Origin of the sequence: Synechococcus sp. Cruz-7E5, assembly GCF_024345995.1 — a bacterium.
GTDB lineage: Bacteria > Cyanobacteriota > Cyanobacteriia > PCC-6307 > Cyanobiaceae > Regnicoccus_A.
In genome coordinates, this window is sequence record NZ_JAGQCE010000001.1 from 149,129 (window position 1) to 167,969 (window position 18,841).

General features: G+C 64.0%; 15 protein-coding genes. 7 read left to right on the forward strand and 8 right to left on the reverse strand.

All coding sequences use genetic code 11. The annotated features are described in order from the left end of the window. The first annotated feature begins 1 nt into the window (after position 1). Complete coding sequence (locus KBY77_RS00740; protein WP_255101709.1) at positions 2-1,375, forward strand: cation:proton antiporter; 1,374 nt, start codon at positions 2-4, stop codon at positions 1,373-1,375. Here KBY77_RS00740 and pyrC read toward each other — a convergent pair. Together pyrC and KBY77_RS00750 are read right to left on the reverse strand one after the other, a co-directional pair. Next, on the reverse strand, positions 1,372-2,442 hold the full coding sequence (pyrC, locus tag KBY77_RS00745; RefSeq protein WP_255101710.1) for a dihydroorotase: 1,071 nt from the start codon (positions 2,440-2,442) through the stop codon (positions 1,372-1,374). The genes KBY77_RS00740 and pyrC overlap by 4 nt on opposite strands. Before the next feature lie 54 nt (positions 2,443-2,496). Next, on the reverse strand, positions 2,497-3,939 hold the full coding sequence (locus tag KBY77_RS00750; RefSeq protein WP_255101711.1) for a potassium transporter TrkG: 1,443 nt from the start codon (positions 3,937-3,939) through the stop codon (positions 2,497-2,499). Between the two features lie 94 nt (positions 3,940-4,033). Between KBY77_RS00750 and KBY77_RS00755 the strand changes: the two genes are divergently transcribed. Genes KBY77_RS00755 through KBY77_RS00770 form a run of 4 tightly spaced genes read left to right on the forward strand, consistent with a single transcriptional unit; the run spans position 4,034 to position 8,125 of the window. Further along, the gene (locus KBY77_RS00755; RefSeq protein WP_255101712.1) at positions 4,034-5,104 is read left to right on the forward strand and encodes an amino acid ABC transporter substrate-binding protein; all 1,071 of its coding nucleotides are present in this window, start codon (positions 4,034-4,036) and stop codon (positions 5,102-5,104) included. Then, the gene (locus KBY77_RS00760) at positions 5,101-6,090 is read left to right on the forward strand and encodes an ABC transporter permease subunit (RefSeq protein WP_255101713.1); all 990 of its coding nucleotides are present in this window, start codon (positions 5,101-5,103) and stop codon (positions 6,088-6,090) included. Before KBY77_RS00755 ends, KBY77_RS00760 begins: the two co-directional genes overlap by 4 nt. A 4-nt stretch (positions 6,091-6,094) precedes the next feature. Further along, complete coding sequence (locus KBY77_RS00765) at positions 6,095-7,378, forward strand: amino acid ABC transporter permease (protein ID WP_255101714.1); 1,284 nt, start codon at positions 6,095-6,097, stop codon at positions 7,376-7,378. Between the two features lie 3 nt (positions 7,379-7,381). Next, complete coding sequence (locus KBY77_RS00770; protein WP_315856447.1) at positions 7,382-8,125, forward strand: amino acid ABC transporter ATP-binding protein; 744 nt, start codon at positions 7,382-7,384, stop codon at positions 8,123-8,125. 67 nt (positions 8,126-8,192) lie between these two features. Here the strand turns inward: KBY77_RS00770 and KBY77_RS00775 are convergent, their stop codons facing one another. Continuing rightward, positions 8,193-9,770: a glycine betaine ABC transporter substrate-binding protein gene (locus KBY77_RS00775; protein WP_255101715.1), complete on the reverse strand. Its 1,578-nt coding sequence runs from the start codon at positions 9,768-9,770 to the stop codon at positions 8,193-8,195. A 247-nt stretch (positions 9,771-10,017) separates the two neighbouring features. On the opposite strand from KBY77_RS00775, the gene KBY77_RS00780 reads away from it, so the two are divergent. After that, a complete protein-coding gene (locus KBY77_RS00780) occupies positions 10,018-10,356 on the forward strand; it encodes a P-II family nitrogen regulator (RefSeq protein WP_255093281.1) in 339 nt (112 codons plus the stop codon). 76 nt (positions 10,357-10,432) lie between these two features. Next, on the forward strand, positions 10,433-11,170 hold the full coding sequence (locus tag KBY77_RS00785) for a GAP family protein (protein ID WP_255101716.1): 738 nt from the start codon (positions 10,433-10,435) through the stop codon (positions 11,168-11,170). 10 nt (positions 11,171-11,180) lie between these two features. Here KBY77_RS00785 and KBY77_RS00790 read toward each other — a convergent pair whose 3' ends face one another. The 5 genes from KBY77_RS00790 to ppsA all read right to left on the reverse strand — a co-directional run bounded on the left by KBY77_RS00790 (position 11,181) and on the right by ppsA (position 18,840). Next, positions 11,181-11,582 (reverse strand): fasciclin domain-containing protein, encoded by a 402-nt coding sequence (locus KBY77_RS00790; RefSeq protein ID WP_255101717.1) that lies wholly within the window; start codon positions 11,580-11,582, stop codon positions 11,181-11,183. 32 nt (positions 11,583-11,614) lie between these two features. After that, the gene (locus KBY77_RS00795; protein WP_255101718.1) at positions 11,615-12,907 is read right to left on the reverse strand and encodes a CO2 hydration protein; all 1,293 of its coding nucleotides are present in this window, start codon (positions 12,905-12,907) and stop codon (positions 11,615-11,617) included. Continuing rightward, a complete protein-coding gene (locus tag KBY77_RS00800) occupies positions 12,904-14,385 on the reverse strand; it encodes an NADH-quinone oxidoreductase subunit M (RefSeq protein ID WP_255101719.1) in 1,482 nt (493 codons plus the stop codon). The genes KBY77_RS00795 and KBY77_RS00800 overlap by 4 nt, the downstream gene beginning before the upstream one ends. A 27-nt stretch (positions 14,386-14,412) precedes the next feature. After that, on the reverse strand, positions 14,413-16,239 hold the full coding sequence (locus tag KBY77_RS00805; RefSeq protein ID WP_255101720.1) for an NAD(P)H-quinone oxidoreductase subunit F: 1,827 nt from the start codon (positions 16,237-16,239) through the stop codon (positions 14,413-14,415). 174 nt (positions 16,240-16,413) lie between these two features. Then, entirely contained in the window at positions 16,414-18,840 is a 2,427-nt protein-coding gene (ppsA, locus tag KBY77_RS00810; protein ID WP_255101721.1) for a phosphoenolpyruvate synthase, read from the reverse strand. Position 18,841 lies beyond the last annotated feature (1 nt).

An 18,841-nucleotide genomic window follows, 5' to 3' on the forward strand; every position in this document is an offset into this window, starting at 1 on the left:
GATGCTCCACTCACCAACGTTATTGCACATTCTGGCAGCTGCTCCCTCGGATCAGGCGAATGCCCTGGACCTCCCGATCCAGGCTCAGCTGTTGTTCATCGGGATTCTGTTTCTTGGAACCCTGGCCATCAGCCGCTTCTCTCCAAAGATCGGCATACCCGCCATCCTAGGAGTGCTGCTGCTGGGCCTGTCGATCAACGTAAGCAGCCTCGACATCACCCATGCCCAGGCGGCAAACTTTCAGATGCTGGGACTGGCACTACTGTTGTTCTATGCCGGGCTGAAGACTGATCTGGCGGCTATTCGAGGATTCTTCGAATACGGAATCATGCTCGCCGTTGGTGGTGTAGTGATTTCATCATTGCTGTTGGGTGGGTTTATCTGGATGGTGGGTTCTCCCTACGCCAGCGCCATCAGCATGGGGCGCGTTGAAGCCATTCCTCTGGGTGCGGCGATGCTGGTCGCCGCCTGCCTCGGCTCCACCGACGCGGGAGCCACCTTGAGCGTGTTGCGATCGGTGCGGCGCAAGGTTCCCATGCGACTTCAGCACCTGCTGGAGTTTGAATCCTCAGTGAATGATCCCTCTGCTCTGCTTTTCTATGGGCTGGTGGTGGGCGTCTTTGTCAGTGCCGGTGCTGCCGCCGGATCCTCCAGCCTTGAAAGCACGGTGCTCACCCAGGTCAAGATCTTTCTTCAGCAGATCGGCATCGGCCTGATGGTGGGCTTTATGTTCGGTTATATGGCTCGCTTCGTGATTAATTATCTGGTGGAAGATCGCTCCCAGCTGCTGGTCGTGGCTGTCTCGATCGCATTTGTGGTCTACGGCGTGACAACACTGTTTGGGGGTTCAGGATTCATCGCCATCTATGTGAACGGACTGTTTCTCACCAATACCATCTATCGTTCGCCCGAGATCAATCACATCACTATCCAGGAGGTCCTTCTCCCCTTCAACACAATGACGGAGATCGCGATCTTCCTGGTCTTCGGTCTTCTGGTCTATCCCCCCGACCTGATCGATGCACTGCCGATCGGCATTCTTGCGGCTTTGGGTCTGATGCTGGTGGCACGGCCTATCAGTGTGCTGATTTTTCAGCCGTTCTCACCCTTCAGCATCAAGGAATCGTTATTGGTGTCGTGGTGCGGTCTGCGCGGCGCTGTTCCCCTCGCCCTCGCCCACGATCTCAGCCTGGCTATCCCCAGAATCCGGGGCATCGATCAATCGATCGTCGCAGAACTAAGCCATAACGTCCAGAGCATCATCTTCATCGTTGTGGTGATCAATCTTTTCATCCAGGGCATCAGCCTGCCCTATCTGGCCCGTTTCCTCGGGCTGGTACCTGCCTCCTCGGCCAGACCCGAGCTGATCTCCTAGCGGGATGGAGACCTGATCTGCCAGGACATGGTTTCGCCGGCCTGAAACGGCACCAGCGGCTGGGGCGAATCTCCCTCCCCCCCCAGTTCCAGCATCAGGGGAACCTCCAGGGGCTGGCGCACCAGTTCGATCGTGCCCCCGTTGAGCGGCAGACCATAGAAGCTGGGCCCGAACACCGAAGCGAAATCTTCCAGCCGCTCCAGGACACCCTCCTGCTCAAACACCTGTGCATAACTCTCGAGCGCATGGGGCGCATTGAAGATGCCGGCGCAACCGCAGGCGGATTCCTTGGCGCTGCGCGAATGTGGGGCTGAATCGGTACCCAGGAAAAACTTCGGGTTGCCGGAGGTGGCGGCCCCCCGCAGGGCGATCCGGTGCAGTTCTCGCTTGGCCACCGGCAGGCAGTAGGCGTCAGGACGCAGTCCGCCCAGGAACATGGCGTTGCGGTTGATCTGCAGGTGGTGAGGGGTGATCGTGGCGGCCAGGGTTGGCGGTCCTCCCTCAACGAAGGCCACGGCCTCGGCGGTGGTGATGTGCTCGAAGACCACCTTCAGACCCTGGTGACGTTCCAGCAGGGGCTGAAGGTGGCGCTCGATGAACACCGCTTCTCGATCGAACACATCCACTTCGGGGTCAGTCACCTCCCCGTGGATGAGCAGAGGCATGCCGATCCGCTCCATGGTCTCCAGCACAGGCGCAATGCGGGCCGGATCGCTCACCCCGGACTCGGCGTTGGTGGTGGCCCGGGCCGGATAGAGCTTGGCAGCTGTGAAGACCCCGTCCGTGAAGCCGCGCTCCAGCTCACCGGAATCGATTGTGTCGGTCAGGTAAGCCGTCATCAGGGGCTCGAATTCGTCGCTTTCAGCCGCCGCCGCCAGGATGCGCTCGCGGTAGGAGGCTGCGGCCGCTGCCGTGGTGATCGGTGGCAGCAGGTTGGGCATCACGATCGCCCGACGGAACACACGGGCCGTACTCGGGACCACGGCCCGCAACATCGCCCCATCGCGCAGGTGCACATGCCAGTCGTCTGGTCGGCGGATCAACAGTCGGTCAGGAAGGGCCGCCATGGAGCCGGTGCCGCGCGCAGACCTCCCATTCTCCGCCGCTGCGGTCGGCTCTGCTCAGAGGTAGATCTCTTCGTGCTGGTAGGCGATGCGTGACGTGGGGTGCGTACCGAAGATCGCGGAAAGCAGCAACAGGATGCCGATCCGGCCCACGAACATTCCCACCATCAGCACCAGCTGGCCCCAGCGGTTCAGCTCTGCGGTGACCCCCACATCAAGGCCCACAGTGGCGAAGGCGGAGATGCAGGTGAACAACTTCTCCAGAAAGGAGAACGACTGGCCGTCGCTGCCGACGGCACGATCAAGAACCAGCACCAGGGCCATCAGCAGTACGAACAGCAAGGAGGCCAGGGTCACCCCCACTGCCCGCAGCACCACCTTGTCGGAGATGGCCCGGCGTCGGATCACCACGGTGTCCTCACCCCTGAGGGTGGAGCGGGTGGCCGCCACCAGGCTGGCGAAGGTGGTGGTCTTGATGCCACCGCCAGTGCCCCCGGGACTGGCGCCGATGAACATCAGCGTCATGATCAGCAGCAGACCTGCTTCAGAGATTGCATCCACCGAAAGGGGCACGGTGTTGAAGCCGGCGGTACGGGTGCTCACCGACTGAAAGATCACCACCTGCAGCTGCTGCCACCAGGTCAGGGTCGGGAGTCCACTGGAGCGGGTGAAGTGCTCGGTGAACAGCAACCCCGCCGCACCGATCACGATCAGGCCGATCGTGCAGCGCAACACCAGACGGGTGTGCAGGCTGAAACTGCGAATCAGCCGCACCTTGAAGCGTTTCTGCCACAGGTCGTTCGTGACCCTGTAGCCGATCCCTCCCGTGACGATCATCACCATGATCACCAGGTTCACGACCGGATTGGCCCTGTAGCCCATCAGGCTGTCGCTCCAGAGCCCGAAGCCGGCGTTGTTGTAGGCGCTGATGCAGTGGAAGAGAGCGGCCCAGAGCCTCTCGCGCGGCACGGCGATGTCACGAAAGCCGACGGTGAAGAGCACGAGAGTGCCCATGCCGATCACCCAGGCTGCGGTGATCAGGATCGAGTGAAACGTGTTGCCGATGCCGCCCACGCCGAACTCGTCCATGGCCCGGCCGCGATCAAGCCGGCGCCTCAGGCGCGAGCCCCGTTGCACAAAGCCCTGCAGAAAGGTGGTGATGGCCATCAACCCCAGGCCACCGGTGAGGATAAGTAGGGCCAGCAGCACCTGCCCGGGGAAGGTGAGATCCTTGCCCACATCCACCACCGACAGCCCTGTCACGGTGATGGCGGAAATCACCGTGAACAGGGCCTCCCACAGCCCGACGCTATCGCTGGAGAAGACGGGCTGGGCCATCAGAACCGTGCCCACTGCGATCACCAGAAGGCCGGTGAGCACGGTGAACTGGGGAACAGTCAGGCGTGAGCGTCGTTGCTGGAAGCGTTCCAGCAGCTCGCGGATGGGATTTGGGCTCGTGCTGGTGGATGGACTGAAGGGGGAACTGGCGCTGCCTGGCACCCATCGATTCCGCAGAGAGCCCATTATCAGCCCGGGTTAGCGGCATGTCCGTGGCAGAGCTGGCAAACTGCGCCCACTGCTTTGCTTCCGGTTGATGCAACCCTCGCCCCGCTGGCTCCTCACCCTGCCCTTGCTGTTGGCCTTCACCCTCAGTGGTTGCGCCGACGAAAGTGGCAGCGGAGGCGGTGTTCAGAGCATCAAGCTCTCCACCATCCGAGGTCGCGACAAGCTGGTCTGCGGCGTGGACGGGAAGCTGCCAGGCTTCAGCTTCCTCGGCCCCGATGGCACCTACAGCGGACTCGATGCAGACACCTGCCGCGCTGTGGCGGCGGCTGTGCTGGGTGACCCAGCCAAGGTGGAGTACCGCGACCTCAACTCCAGTGAGCGCTTCGCGGCCCTGGCCAGCGGTGAGGTGGACATGCTGGCCCGCAACACCACCATGACCCTGAGTCGCGATTCGGCCGGAGGCAACGGCATTTCGTTCGGTCCCACCACCTTTTATGACGGTCAGGGGGTGATGGTGCCTGTGGCCAGCGGGGCCCAGACCCTCAAGGATCTCGACGGCAAACCGATCTGCGTGGAGAGCGGCACCACCACCGAACTCAACCTGGCCGATCGCATGCGGGAGCAGGGCATCGCCTACACCCCGCTCAAGTTCCAGACCGGCGATCAGACCTACGCGGCTTACCTGGGCGGCCGTTGCGTCGCCGTCACCAGCGACCGCTCCCAGCTGGCAGCCAAGCGCAGCAGCTTCCCCAAACCCGATGAGCACATCCTTCTGCCGGAGGTGATGAGCAAGGAGCCCCTCACCCCCGCCAGCGTCAATGGCGACCCAGCCTGGGCCGATGCCATGCGCTGGGCCGTGTTCGCCCTTTTCCAGGCTGAGGAGCTGGGCATCACCAAGGCCAATGTGGCAGCCAAGGTGGCGGAGGCCAAGGCCAACAAGAACCTGGCCGACCTGCGTCGCTTCCTGGGGGTGGAGGGTGATTTCGGCAAGCAACTGGGTCTGCCGGCCGACTTCGTTCCCAAGACGATCGCAGCGGTTGGCAACTACGGCGAAATCTTTGAGCGCAACGTGGGCAGCGGCTCCCCGCTCAAGCTCGAGCGGGCCGAGAACCGCCTCTGGAACCAGGGTGGTCTGATCTATTCGCCGCCCTTCCGTTGAGCGCCACCCTCGAGCGAATCCCCTGGTGGCGTGACCGCCGGGTAGTGCCCTGGATCGTTCAGGCGGTGGTGGGCCTGGCACTGCTCCTGGTGATCACCCTGCTGGTCGGCAACCTGGTGCGCAACCTCACTGCCGCCGGGCTGTTGCTGAGCTGGCGCTGGCTGGGCCAGCCGGCCAGCTTCGATGTGGCCGAGAGCCTGATCCCGTTTGATGCCTCGATGCCCTACTGGCGGGCCCTGCTGGTGGGATTGGTCAACAGTCTGCGAGTGATTCTGGTGGGACTGGTGGGGGCCACCCTGCTGGGTACGGCCATGGGTATGGCCTCCTTCAGCGGCAATGGCCTGCTGCGGCGGCTGGCCCGGGTGTACGTGGAGTTGATCCGCAACATCCCCTTGCTGCTGCAGCTGTTGTTCTGGTATTTCGTGGTGTTCCTGGCCCTCCCCAACGGCACCGCCGCCTTTCAGCTGCCCGGCATCGTGCTCTCGAAGTCGGGGCTGTATCTGGCCTGGTTCGCCCAGGGCCTCAGCTGGCAAGGCCCGGAGCTGGTCAATGGGGTATGGCAGGCACCACTGCGCCTTTCGGTGGAGTTCACAGCCCTGCTCACCGGCCTGATCACCTACACCGGCGCGTTCGTGGCCGAGGTGGTGCGGGGCGGCATCGCCTCTGTGCCGAAGGGCCAGTGGGAGGCGGCCACCTCACTGGGCCTGCACTGGAGCGCCAGCATGCGCTCTGTGGTGCTGCCCCAGGCCCTGCGGGTGATCGTGCCGGGTCTGAACAGCCAGTACATCTCCCTGGCCAAGAACTCCTCCCTGGCGGTGGCCGTGGGGTATGTGGATCTGTACTCCGTGTCGGAGACCACCCTCAACCAGACCGGACGGGCCCTGGAGGTGTTTCTGCTGCTTCTGGGCTCGTACCTGATCATCGATCTGCTGATCTCCGCTGTGATGAACGGCGTGAATCAGCTGGTGCAGATCCGGGAGCGCTGAGTCGATGACCTCCATCCAACCCGGACCGGAGTCCGGAACCAACCAACCCCTGCGCCCTGCCAGGCCGGCACCGGAGTCGGTTCAGCCCAGCTGGGCAGGTGCCCTGCGCCAGGAACTGTTCGCCAGCCGCACCGATGGCCTGGTTTCGGTGCTGCTGATCCTGGTGATCCTGGCTGCAGCGCTGGGGCTGCTGCGCTGGGCGCTCGCTCAGGCCCAGTGGGCCGTGATCCAGGCCAACACCAGCCTGTTCGCCATCGGGCGCTACCCCATCCAGCAGCAGTGGCGCCTCTGGCTGCTGGTTGTGCTGGTGGCAGGCCTCAGCGGCGTGAGCTGGGGCTTGCTGCGGGCTTTTCCGCGGGCTGATCGCAGCGGCGAGATCTGGCCATTCAACGACCGGCTGGCGGTGGTGCTGCTTGGTTTCCTGGCTGCCTGGCTGCCGGCGGCCCTGGCGCTGGGTCTTCCCCTGCAACTGCGCTGGTGGGTGATCACTGCCCTGCTGGTGACCATGCGCTGCCTGGCTGGCTCCTGGGGGCGGAGCTTGCCTTCGCGGCTGGTGAGACTGGTGCCCCTGAGCTGGCCGTTGCTCTACCTGTTCGGCATGGTGCTGATCGCCGGCGGACTGGGCATTCCCCGGGTGCCGCCGTCTGAGTGGGGCGGGCTGCTGCTCACCTTGCTGATGGCCAGCTTCGCGATCCTGCTCAGCTTTCCGATCGGCGTGGTGGTGGCCCTGGGGCGCCGCAGCAGCCTGCCGTTGCTGCGCTGGAGCTCGGTGCTCTACATCGAGTTCATCCGCGGAGCCCCGCTGATCACCCTGCTATTCCTTGGCCAGAACATCCTGGGCTACATGCTCCCCGGCGGCTGGGCTCCGGACCGGGTCTGGCGGGCCGCCTGGGTGCTCACTTTATTCTGCGGCGCTTACCTGGCCGAGGCGGTGCGCGCCGGCCTCACTGCCGTTCCCCCCGGCCAGCTGGAAGCGGCCCGTTCTCTGGGCCTCTCGATGCCCCTGGCCCTGCAGCGGGTGGTGCTGCCCCAGGCCCTGCGCATTGCCCTGCCGGCCGCCGTGGGGCAGTTCATCTCCCTGCTGCAGGACACCACCCTGCTGTCGCTGATCGGCTTGCTCGATCTGCTCGGCACCGCCCGAACCGTGATGGCCAATCCCGAGTTTCTGGGCAAGAACGCCGAGGTGTATCTCACCCTGGCTGTGCTGTTCTGGTGCTGTTGCGCAGCCCTCGGGCTGGGCAGCCGGGCCCTGGAGCGCCGCCTCGATCCCACCCATTCCCCCGTCTGAGCCATGCCGTCCACCCAGCCGATGATCGAGGCCCGTGGGGTGCAGAAGTGGTACCCCAATGGCTTCCACGCCCTGCGCGGCGTCGATCTGAGCGTGTCGAAGGGGGAAGTGGTGGTGATCATGGGGCCATCGGGCTCCGGCAAGAGCACCTTCATCCGTACCTTCAACGCCCTTGAGGAATTCCAGGAAGGTTCCATCAGCGTTGATGGGATCGCCCTCTCCAACGACCTGCGCAACATCGATGCGATCCGCTGCGACACCGGCATGGTGTTTCAGCAGTTCAACCTCTTCCCCCACCTCACCGTGCTGGAGAACCTCAGCCTGGCCCCGGTGGTGGTGCGCAAGCGGCGGCGAACTGAGGTGGAAACCCAGGCGATGGCCCTGCTGGAGCGTGTCGGCATTGCCGAGCAGGCCAGCAAGTACCCAGGCCAGCTTTCGGGCGGCCAGCAGCAGCGGGTGGCGATTGCCCGCTCCCTCTGCATGGAACCGAGGATCCTGCTCTTCGATGAACCCACCAGTGCCCTGGATCCGGAGATGGTGGGCGAGGTGCTGGAGGTGATGCGCGGCCTGGCCGCCGACGGCATGACCATGGTGGTGGTGACCCATGAAATGGGCTTCGCCCGCGAAGTGGCCCACCGGGTGGTGCTGATGTCGGAAGGCCAGATCGTCGAGGAGGCCGCTCCTGAAGCGTTCTTCACCAACCCCCAGCACGAGCGCAGCCGCCAGTTCCTGGCCCAGATTCTCTGAGGGTCCGGAGGCCTGGAGTACTTCCGAAGGCCGCAGGTTCACTTGGCCCTGATTCCGGGCTGGACTCTCAATGAACGCCAGATGTCTCGAGGTCGTCGAGGAAGCGCTGCACCACCTGCCCCACAGCTTCTCCGTTCTGGTCCACACGGGCATTCAGGTCCTGCATGGTCTGGGCGTTGAGTTTTCCCTCAAGACTGCCAATGGCGCGGCCGATCTCCGGGTGACGCCGCAGGCTGGCGCCATTGACCACGGGCACAGCCTCATAGGGCGGAAAGTAGTGGCGGTCGTCCACCAGGGCCGTCAGCTTGAGACTGGGGATCAGGCCATTGGTGGAATCTCCTGCGATCAGATCCACCTGGGCATCAGCCAGAGCGCGGTAAACCAGGCCCAGGTCCATCGAGACCGGGCGCGTTGCAAAATGCAGGCCGTAGCTGCTGGCCAGGCCCTTATAACCATCGGGCCTGTTCAGGAATTCATAGCCGAATCCAGCTCTCCAGCCGGGAGTGTGGACGGCCGCCTGAGAGATCGTGGTCAGCTTGAGGCGCCGGGCTGTCTCCTGACGCACCAGCACCGCGAACGTATTCTCAAAACCCAGTGATGGGAACACCTCCAGATCAAAGCGGTCCCGGTAGAGCCGGCGGGTCCGCTCCCACACAGTCCTCGCCTCATGCAAGGGCGGTTGCTGCAGGATCGTCATCCAGGCGGTGCCTGTGTATTCCACGTATGCGGCGATGCGCCCGCTGCGGACAGCCTCCTGGCAGATCGCCGTTCCCCCCAGGCTGAACTGCCTGTCCACCTGCAGGTTGCTGTGGCGCTCGATCTGCTGAGCGAGCAACTCCCCCAGCAGGATCTGCTCGGTGAAACTCTTGGATCCGATCGTGATACGCCCGGCAGCTGCAGGGCCGACGGAGAAGGGTCCAAACCCAAGGAAGGTGGCTGCCGCCAGAGCGACCAAAACACCCCCCAGGCCGGCAGTCAGCCAGGAGCGGCGACGTCCCCATGCCCATGGCCTCAGGGGCCAGCGCCTTGGCGTGCGTCCCTGCAACAGGCCGATGGCAGTGTCGGCGGCCAGGGCCAGCAGCGCAGCTGGAATCGCCCCCGCCAGGATCAGGCCATTGTTCACCGTGGCCAGCCCGCGGAAGATGAACACTCCGAGCCCGCCTCCACCGATTGCGGCGGCGATCGTGGCGACCCCCACGCTGATCACCGTGGCCACCCGGATCCCGGCCACAATCACCGGCAGGGCGAGGGGCAGCTCCACGTGGCGCAGCACTTCTCCCTTGCTGAGGCCCAGAGCCTGGCCGGCTTCCCGCAGCCCCTGGGGTACACCGGCCAGGCCCGTCACGATGGAGCGCAGCAGGGGCAGGAGCGCGTAGAGCACCAGCGCCACCACAGCCGGCACCGGCCCGATGCCCCCCAGAACGGGCACCGTGATCAGCAGACCGAAGATCGCCAGGCTGGGGATGGTCTGGATCATTCCCGCCAGGGCCAGCACCGGGCCTGACCAGCGGGGGCGAGACTGAATCCAGAGCCCGGCCGGCAGGCTGATGGCCAGGGCCACAGCCATGGCCAGGCCCACCAGCACCAGATGTTCGCCGGTGCGTTGCAGGATCTCGGCGATCAGATCCCTGCCGGGGGCGGCCATGGGTAAGAACGCTGCGGGCGATTCTTCAGCTTCGCAGGGGTGTGGTGAGAGCCCCACTGGCCCGGATCCAGTCCCTGCCGAAAACCGTCATCCGAATCAGCTCCAAGAGGCCGCAGGGCTGAATTCTGTCTCGACAGCTACAGAGAAGAGCCGCCCTGACCCGCATTGTTCGCTTGAATGCCCGTGCGGCTGGGTGTTCCCCACCGTGCTTCCATCACTTCAAATTCTCATCCCACTGTCTTTCATCATGAAAAAGGTTGAAGCCATCATTCGCCCAGTCAAGCTCGACGATGTCAAAACGGCTCTCGTCGATGCGGGCATCATCGGCATGACCATCACGGACTGCCGTGGCTTCGGCCGCCAGAAGGGTCAGGTGGAGCGTTACCGCGGCACCGAATTCACCGTGGAGTTCATCAACAAGGTGAAAGTTGAGGTCGTGGTCGACGACGACAAGGTAGATGCTGCCATCGAAGCGATTGCGGGTCCTTCCCGCACCGGCGAAATCGGAGATGGCAAGATCTTCGTGACGAATGTGGAGAAAGCCGTGCGCATCCGCACCTCGGAAACGGGCACCATCGCCCTCTGAGCAGCCACCGGTCCCTCGCGCTCCGGGGCGCCAGACCATTACGGTCATTGACGTCACTTCGGCGTTGGCGCCCCCTGTGCCCAGCCTTGATCTGTTTGGCCCTGCCCCCCACCTGAGCGCCGCTGCGCTGTTTGGTCAGTCATCACTCTTCGGGTTCGGCATTGCCTTCAGCCCGTTGCACATTGCTGTGGTGGTGCTGCTTCTCCTGGGAGAATCCCCGCTGAGGCGTGCCTTGGCCTTCGTGAGTGGTTGGGCCAGTGCCAATGGACTGGCGATCGTGGCCCTGATGGTGGTGGGCGACAACCTGGGCCTTGCTCTCAACCACGGAGAACGGGGCCAGGTGATCATCGATCTGGTCGGCGCGGCCGTGTTGATGGGTCTTGGCCTCTATCAACTGACTCCGGCCGCTGCAATCGGCGAGCAGGGCATGGCGATGCGTCTGATCAGTCAGCTGCCTGATTTCAGCACACCGATGCTCGCCTTGATTGGCGCGGCCAGCGCCCTGCTGACTCCAGAGAATCTGGTCTTCTATCTCAAGGAAGCCGGCTTGCTGTTGATCAATCAGCCGGGGGTCAGCACCGACCTGGAACTCACCGGTGTGTTCGTGGCGGTGGCCAGCTCATTGTTGCTGCTGCCTCCACTGGCCTGGATCGCCACAGGAGGCGGCATCCGTGTCCCCCTCAGCCGACTTGAGGGTTGGATGGAGGACCACGGCGAGTGGCTGGTCGGTGTTTTGGCCCTGTTGATCAGTGCCTATCTGATCTGGGAGGGCCTGCATGGACTCTGGTTGATGCAGGGAGCAGTACCCCTTTGAAAAGGAGATCTCAGCCAGGCAGCATCACCCGGTTGATCACATGCACGATGCCGTTATCGCAGACCACATCAGCGGCATTCACGCTGGCATTTTTCACTTCGAATGGATCGGCACGGCGGATCGGCAGCGGCGCTCCTTCCAGGGTGGTCCATTCCGGTTGGCCGAGCAGCTGCTCACGGGTGTACTGACCCGAGAGCACGTGATACTTGAGGATCCGTGCCAGTTGAGGTGGATTCTGCACCAGGGTCTGAACGGTGCCGGGCGGCAAGGCGGCAAAGGCTTCGTCCACCGGGGCGAACACGGTGAACGGCCCCGGGCTGGCCAGGGCTTCAAGCAACCCTCCCGCCTCAACGGCAGCCAGCAGGGTCTGAAAACAGCCGGCCGCACGGGCGGTGTCGAGAATGTCAGGCACGGTGGTGGTTGACAGAGAAACGATGAATCAACTCAGCGGTAGTCCTGGGTCTGCACATCGCGCAGACGTGCTTCAGGCCTCAGGAAGCGATCCATCTGGCTTTCGAAGAAGCGGCGGTTGGCGAGAAGATGCTCCGGATCGGGATCATCCAGGGGATAGAACAGCGCCGCCCTCAGGGCCTGGATCACCGCTGAGGTCACGTTGTACATCGAGCGCTGAAAGGTGATGCCCAGCTGAATCAGCTGATCTTCCTCGCCGCGACGGTGTTTGAGGTAGATCTCCTTGAGATAGGAGGGCAGGAAATGCACCATGTCCTGCATCAGCAGGGTGGGTGGAATACCGGCAGACCCCACAGGAAACACATCGGCATAGAGGATGCCGTAGTGAAAGTCGGCCTGCTGATCCGGCACCTGTCCCGCCTGGGCATTATACGACTTGGTGCCACGAAATGGCGCGGTGCGGTAGAAGACAGCCTCCACATAGGGCAAGGCAGCTTCGTAGAGCCAGGTGAAGCCTTCTGATTTGGGGATGATCTCCAGACACTCTCCAGCAATGTAGACATGATGATAAATCGGACGTCCCGCCACGGCAAAGATGCCGTTCACCAGGAAGTTCATGGCATCAGGTACCCCTGCAAAACCCCCTTCGTCGTAGATATCACTCATCTCGAAAAAGACCGGTGCCATCACCTCCCAGAACAGGCCGAGATTGGCGTAGTAACTGAGCTTGCGCACCTGCTCCAGAAACATCTCTGGAAACAGCTTGTGCAGACCCATCATCAGGGGATTGCCCTTGAAATAGGCCTTGATCGCCAGATCGGCATTGGCCTTGTAGGTGTCGCTCTCCAGGTAGTCGTAGAAGCGCCCGCCCATGCCTTGGTGCCAGAACATGGCATCCATGCAGGCCTCCGCAAACTCCATGTTGATGCGGTCGTGCCAGAGGTGATGGAGCAGCTTGGGCATCCGCCGCGTTTCACCTTTCTCCATGAACTCCAGCAGCTCGGGGTGCGCTCCGGCCTCGCCCCGCCAGATGCGCAGGTCGGCGCTCTCTCCGGCATAGGAATTGGGGAGATCGAGGTACTCCTGGCTGGGAAAGTACTTGAACGCCGGCAGGGGATTGAGGAACACACGCTCGGCGATGTACAGGAGATCCCGCCAGTAGAAGTCCATCGGCACGGCGTAGGCCTTGTAGATGCCGATGATCTGGGTGAGGTTTTCCGGGGTGTCAGGAAGCATCGAACCACCCGCTTCAAGCCTTTCCACCACTTCGGCGAAGGGGTGGGTGGACGGGGGGAGCAGCGTGGGCCTGGAGGTGAGCACCGTCATGAGGGGAGCTCCTGAAGGAGTGAGGTGGCAGGGAGGGACGCGATCAGGGGGTGGTGCAGAGCCAGGGGTGTGGTGACGGATTCACTCCAGCCCAGGGTGAGCGGCGGCCAGAGGCCACCCACCAACACCAGAGTGGAGAGGGCCAGGGCAGGTAGCCGCTCGGACCAGGTGGTGGCGGGATAGAAGGCCTTGGCGTTGTCAAGCTTGCCGAAGCCCACCCTGTTGAACAGGCGAATCGCATACACCGCCGTGAGTCCGGAGGCGAAGAGGCAGCCGAGGGTGGGCAAGGGGAACACGGTCCAGCTGCCCTGGAAGACAACCAGTTCCGCCACGAAGCCCACCATGCCGGGCAGACCTGCGGCGGCCATCAGGGCCAGCAGGAACATCCCCAGGGTGAAGGGCAGTCCCCGCAGGGGGTTGAGCAGGCCGGAGAGTTCGGCGATCTCGGCGGTGCCTGTCTTGGCTTCGATCAGACCAACCACACAGAACAGCAGCGAGGAAATCAGGCCGTGCGCCAGCAGCTGGGCGACGGCTCCCTGAAGGCTCAAGGGGGTGGCGGCCGCCATGGCCAGCAGCAGCAGACCCATGTGGCCGAGCGAGCTGTAGGCCACCAACCGGCGCATGTCGGTCTGGGCGATGGCGTTGAGGGCTCCATACACAGCACCGGCGGTGCCCGCCACAGCGATCAGAGGCGACCAGGCCTCCCAGGTGTCACCCATGAAGCCCACCCCGAAGCGCAGCAGGCCGTAGGCCCCGAGCTTCGAGACGGCTCCGGCCAGCAGCATCGCCACCGGTGAGGAGGATTCGCTGTAAGCCAGGGGCTGCCAACCATGCAGGGGCACCGCCGGCAGCTTCAAGCCAAAGGCCAGGATCAGCAGCCCCAGGATCCAGACCTTGGAGCCCTGGGGCAGCACCGCTGTTGCCAGGTCGTCGTAGGCGAGGCTGAACCCATTGGTATTGAGCAGGCCGAGAGCCAGCACCGCCGCCAACAGGGCCACACCCGATGCGGCGCCATACAGCAGATAGCGAATGGCGGCCTCGCGGCTGCGCTCATGGCCCCAGATCGCGATCAGCAAGGTGGTGGGAATCAGGATCAGCTCGAAGGCCAGCACGAAGAGCAGGCCGTTGCGGGCGAGCAGGGCTCCCTGAAGCCCGAGGTTGGTGGCCATCACCAGAGAGAAGAACAGCCGCTCCCTCGGAATCCCCAGGCTGGTGGCGGCGACGGCCATCAGAGTCAGCAGGGAGGTGAGGCCCACCAGGGGAAGCGAAAGGCCATCCTGGCCAAGATGAAAGTCGAGGCCCAGCTGGGGCAGCCACGCCACCCTCAGCTCGCTGGCGGGCTGCATCACCATCCTGACCAGCAGCAGCAGTTGCAGACCAGGGATCAGCAGGGCGAGACGTCGGGGCAAGGGCCCAGCTGGAGCGAGGATCATCGCCAGCGCAGCCGCCAGCGGAAGCAACAGGAGCAGAAGCAACATCGGAGTTGACGGCTGGGGAGTCGGGCGTCAGAAATGAAGTGGGGAGGGTGCCAGGGCCAGCTGACGCACGAGGAACCAGCCCCCCATCAGCAGGACGCCCACGAGCACGGTGAGTGCATAGCCCTGCACCCGGCCTGAGGTGCTGTAGCTGAGCCGGCGAGCCCCTTCCATGGTCAGACCGCCGCTGCTGTCGCTGAAGCCATCCACCAGACGGCGATCCACCCAGCGACTGGCCGCTGCCAGCACCACCACCAGACCCACCACGGTGCGGCGGTAAAAAGTTTCTGTGTGCAGATCGGCCGCCAGCCAGTGCTGCAGGCCGTCGAGGGGATGGGGTAGCTGCTGCCAGGTGAGGGCTCCCCCCAGCAGGGTGGAGGCCAGCAGGGGCAGGGCCATGGGGCTCCAGTTGATGGCGCCGAACTCGGTGGGGGCCAGCAGCACAGGCAGATGCAGCACCAGTCCCGCTCCAACCATGGTGGGGAGCACCATCAGCCAGAGCACTTCGGCCGAGCGGATCGTGAACACCGAGGGGGTTCCTCCCCAGATCCGCCGGAAAATGCGAACCAGTCCGGCGCTGATCAGGGCGTTAGTGAGCAGCAGAACCGCCAGCAGAGCGGCTGGAGCAGGGCCGTGTAACAGGGAACCGGCCAGTTGATTCAAGGCTCCGAAGCCGGCCAGGGGAGGCAGGGCCACAAGGCCGGCCGCACCGACGAGAAAGGCCAGGCCCGTGAGCGGCCGCCTTGACCAGAGGCCCCCCAGCTGGGTGAGGTCCTGGCTGACATTGCTGTTGATCACCGTGCCCACCGCCATCAGCAGCAGAGCCATCGGCAGGGGATAGATCAGCAGCATGTGCCAGGCCGCATCCACGGCCCCGCAACCCACGGCCATGAACAACAGGCCGAACCAGCTGCTCACCAGAAACGAAAGGGCCCGCTTGATGTCGACCTGGGCCAGGGCGATCAGGGCACCCACCAGGGCCGTGGTGCCGCCCACCACCACCAGAAAGGCCTGGGCTGTGGGACTGATGGCCAGCAGGGGTTGAAGACGAAGCAGGACCCAGGCGCCACCCGCCACCACCACCGAACTGCGCAGGATCGTGGAGGGCAGAGGACCCTCCATGGCCTCATCCAGCCAGAGGTGGAGGGGAATCTGAGCGCATTTGCCCATCGGTCCGGCCACCAGGGCAATCAGGATCAGGGTGAGGGCCGGGGAAGGTTCAGCCTCTGCGGCCCTCACGGCCAGGTCGTTGAAGTTCCAGCTGCCCGCCAGCGGCAGCAGGGCGATCACACCTGCGAGCAGCACGAGGTCGCCCACCCTTTTGGTGAGGAAGGCATCCCGGGCCCCCTTGACCACCAACGACTGGTTGTACCAGGTGCCGACGATCAGGTAGGTCCCCAGGGTGAGCAGCTCCAGGACGACATAGGAGAAGAAGAGTGAATCGGTGAGAACCAGGGCGCAAAGGCCTGCTTCGAAAAGATTCAGCGAACCAAAAAAGCGAGGCCAGCCCCAATCCATTTCGAGGTAGCCAATCGCATAGACCTGGGCGAGGAGATGAACGCCACAGATGATCGTGATGGCGATCAATACACTGCGATCGATCGTGGCGTCAAAGTTGATCGTGAGCCCAGCGGTTGACAGCCAGGTCCAGCTGAAGCTGAGCGAACGACCAGAACACCCCATCCAGGCCAGCAGGCCATGGCCGAAGGCCAAGGCATTCATCAGCAGGTTGAGATACCCAGCAGGCCTCGGGCCGCTCTGGCTGATCAGGCCAGGGGACCAGAGGAAGGAGAGCAAACCGCCGAGCAACGGATAGAGCGGAATCATCCAGGCCGTCTCGAAGAAGGGGACGGTCATCGCTTTGTGCGGTGCGCGGGAGATTCGCAGAACCTTAAGGGCTTGCCGTGGGCTGCGTGGGCGGCAATGAAGTTGCGTTGCCTATGGCTCGGTTAAGAGTTGTTGATCGGCTCCAGTCCCCACCAGAGCGTCCGACTCAGGACCCGTCCCGGCTGATTCCAACCAGCTGCTGCTTCAGCTTGCCGCCGCCAGTTCGGCCTCGATCGCCGCGATCGCCAGACGGGTGGCGATCACCGCATCGGGATTGAGGCTGATCGAATCGATGCCTTCCTTCACGAGAAAGCGGGCAAATTCTGGGTAGTCGCTGGGGGCCTGGCCGCAGAGGCCGATCGGACGACCGCAGCGGTGGGCGGTGTGGATGGCGAGGCGGATCATCTCCTCCACGATCGGATGACGTTCATCGAACAGGTCCGCCACCAGAGAGGAGTCGCGGTCGATGCCGAGAGTGAGCTGAGTGAGGTCGTTGGTGCCGATCGAGAACCCATCGAAATACTCCGAAAAGGCTTCAGCGCCGATCACGTTGCTGGGCAGCTCGCACATCACATACACCTTGAGATCGTCCTTGCCGCGCACCAGGCCGTGGCGTGCCATCTCCTTGAGCACCCGCTCACCCTCCTCCGGGGTACGGCAGAAGGGCACCATCGGAATGGTGTTGCGCAGTCCCATCTGGCGGCGAACCCTCAGCAGGGCGCGGCATTCAAGGCCGAAAGCGGCCCGGAATGCCGGGGAGGTGTACCGAGCAGCTCCCCTCCAGCCGATCATCGGATTGGCTTCGCTGGGCTCGAAGGCCTGGCCACCGAGCAGGCGGGCGTATTCGTTGCTCTTGAAGTCGGAAAAGCGCAACACCACCGGTCTGGGATGAAAGGCCGCCGCAATCCGCGCCATGCCCTGGGCGAGCCGGTCCACGTAGTACTCAGTGGGATCGTCGTAGCCGGCAGTCAGGTTGGCGATGGCCTCGCGCTCCGCTGGATCGCTCACACGCTCGGGCTGCAGCAAAGCCATCGGGTGAACCCGGATGTGGTTGGCGATGATGAACTCCAACCGGGCCAGACCGACACCATCACAGGGGATGGCCGCGAAGCGAAAGGCCTTCTCCGGGTTGCCCACATTCATCAGGATGCGGGTGCGCGTGGGGGGCAGCTGCTCCAGCTTCTGCTCCTCCTTCTCGTAGCGCAGCAGTCCCCGGTAGACCATGCCGTCCTCCCCTTCGGCACAGCTGATCGTGATCGCTTCACCATCCTGGATGCGCTCGGTGGCGTCACCACAGCCCACCACGGCGGTGATGCCCATCTCCCGGGCAATGATTGCGGCGTGGCAGGTGCGCCCCCCCTGGTTGGTGATCACCCCCCGGGCCTTCTTCAGGATCGGTTCCCAGTCGGGATCTGTGCGCTCGGTCACCAGCAGATCACCCACTTCGAAGCGGTCGATGCCACTGGGGTTGAGGATCACCCGGGCGCGGCCACTGCTGATCGAGGCGCCGATGGCGCGTCCGTGGGTGATCAGCTCCGCCTGATGGGGCTTGAGATGCCAGCGGCAGAGCACCGATCCCGAGCGTCTGGATTCGACCGTTTCAGGACGTGCCTGAAGAATGAACAGCTCACCGCTTTCCCCATCGCGGGCCCACTCGATGTCCATCGGTGTGGCCGTCCCATGGTGAGCGCTGTAGTGGTCCTCGATCAGGCAGGCCCAGCGGCCCAGGGTGAGGGCCTCTTCATCACTGATGGCATAACGGCCGCGCTCCGTGGGCGGCACAGGTTCGTTGCGTACCGTGCCGCCTTCGCCATACACCATGCGGATCGCCTTGCTGCCCAGGCGCTTGCTCACGATGGCGGCATAGCCCTCACGCAGGGTGGGCTTGAACAGCAGGATTTCATCGGGATTCACGGCTCCCTGAACCACGTTCTCGCCCAGGCCATAGGCCGCATTGAGCAGCACGGCGTTGCGGAAGCCGGTTTCGGTGTCAATGGTGAACATCACTCCAGCGGCGCCCAGATCGGAGCGCACCATCCGCTGCACACCGATCGAGAGGGCCACCTCCAGGTGATCGAAGCCATTGATCTGGCGGTAAGAGATGGCCCGATCGGTGAACAGGGAGCTGTAGCAGCGCAGGCAGGCAGCGAGCAGATCCTCCTCTCCGCGCACGTTCAGGTAGGTCTCCTGCTGGCCGGCAAAGCTGGCATCGGGCAGATCCTCCGCCGTGGCACTGGAGCGCACCGCCACCGGCCCGGCTCCCAGTCCGGCGTAGGCCGCCGCCACGGCATCGCCGAGCTCCGGCGGCAGGGCCGCCCCTAGGATCAGCTCCCGTGCGCGCTGGCCGGCCTGCTGCAGAGCTGTGAGATCGCCGCTGTCGAGGTTCCCCAGGATGGCCCTCAGGGGGGCCTCCAGGTCATTGCGCCTGAGGAACAGACGGTAGGCGGCTGCGGTGGTGGCGAAGCCACCAGGCACCTTCACTCCCTGGCTGGCCAGCTCCCGGATCATTTCCCCCAGAGAAGCGTTCTTGCCGCCCACTTCAGCGATCGCGTCGATGCCCACCTCCTCAAAGGGCCGCAGCAGGGGTGCTTCGCTCAGGGGAGACAGGAGGGTGGCCTGGTTGGGGTCCATG

Coding starts and splice junctions, on each gene's coding strand:
- KBY77_RS00740 (WP_255101709.1), top strand. CDS start 2: ATGCTCCACTCACCAACGTTATTGCACATTCTGGCAGCTGCTCCCTCG.
- pyrC (WP_255101710.1), bottom strand. CDS start 2,442: ATGGCGGCCCTTCCTGACCGACTGTTGATCCGCCGACCAGACGACTGG.
- KBY77_RS00755 (WP_255101712.1), top strand. CDS start 4,034: ATGCAACCCTCGCCCCGCTGGCTCCTCACCCTGCCCTTGCTGTTGGCC.
- KBY77_RS00765 (WP_255101714.1), top strand. CDS start 6,095: ATGACCTCCATCCAACCCGGACCGGAGTCCGGAACCAACCAACCCCTG.
- KBY77_RS00770 (WP_315856447.1), top strand. CDS start 7,382: ATGCCGTCCACCCAGCCGATGATCGAGGCCCGTGGGGTGCAGAAGTGG.
- KBY77_RS00775 (WP_255101715.1), bottom strand. CDS start 9,770: ATGGCCGCCCCCGGCAGGGATCTGATCGCCGAGATCCTGCAACGCACC.
- KBY77_RS00780 (WP_255093281.1), top strand. CDS start 10,018: ATGAAAAAGGTTGAAGCCATCATTCGCCCAGTCAAGCTCGACGATGTC.
- KBY77_RS00795 (WP_255101718.1), bottom strand. CDS start 12,907: ATGACGGTGCTCACCTCCAGGCCCACGCTGCTCCCCCCGTCCACCCAC.
- KBY77_RS00800 (WP_255101719.1), bottom strand. CDS start 14,385: ATGTTGCTTCTGCTCCTGTTGCTTCCGCTGGCGGCTGCGCTGGCGATG.
- KBY77_RS00805 (WP_255101720.1), bottom strand. CDS start 16,239: ATGACCGTCCCCTTCTTCGAGACGGCCTGGATGATTCCGCTCTATCCG.
- ppsA (WP_255101721.1), bottom strand. CDS start 18,840: ATGGACCCCAACCAGGCCACCCTCCTGTCTCCCCTGAGCGAAGCACCC.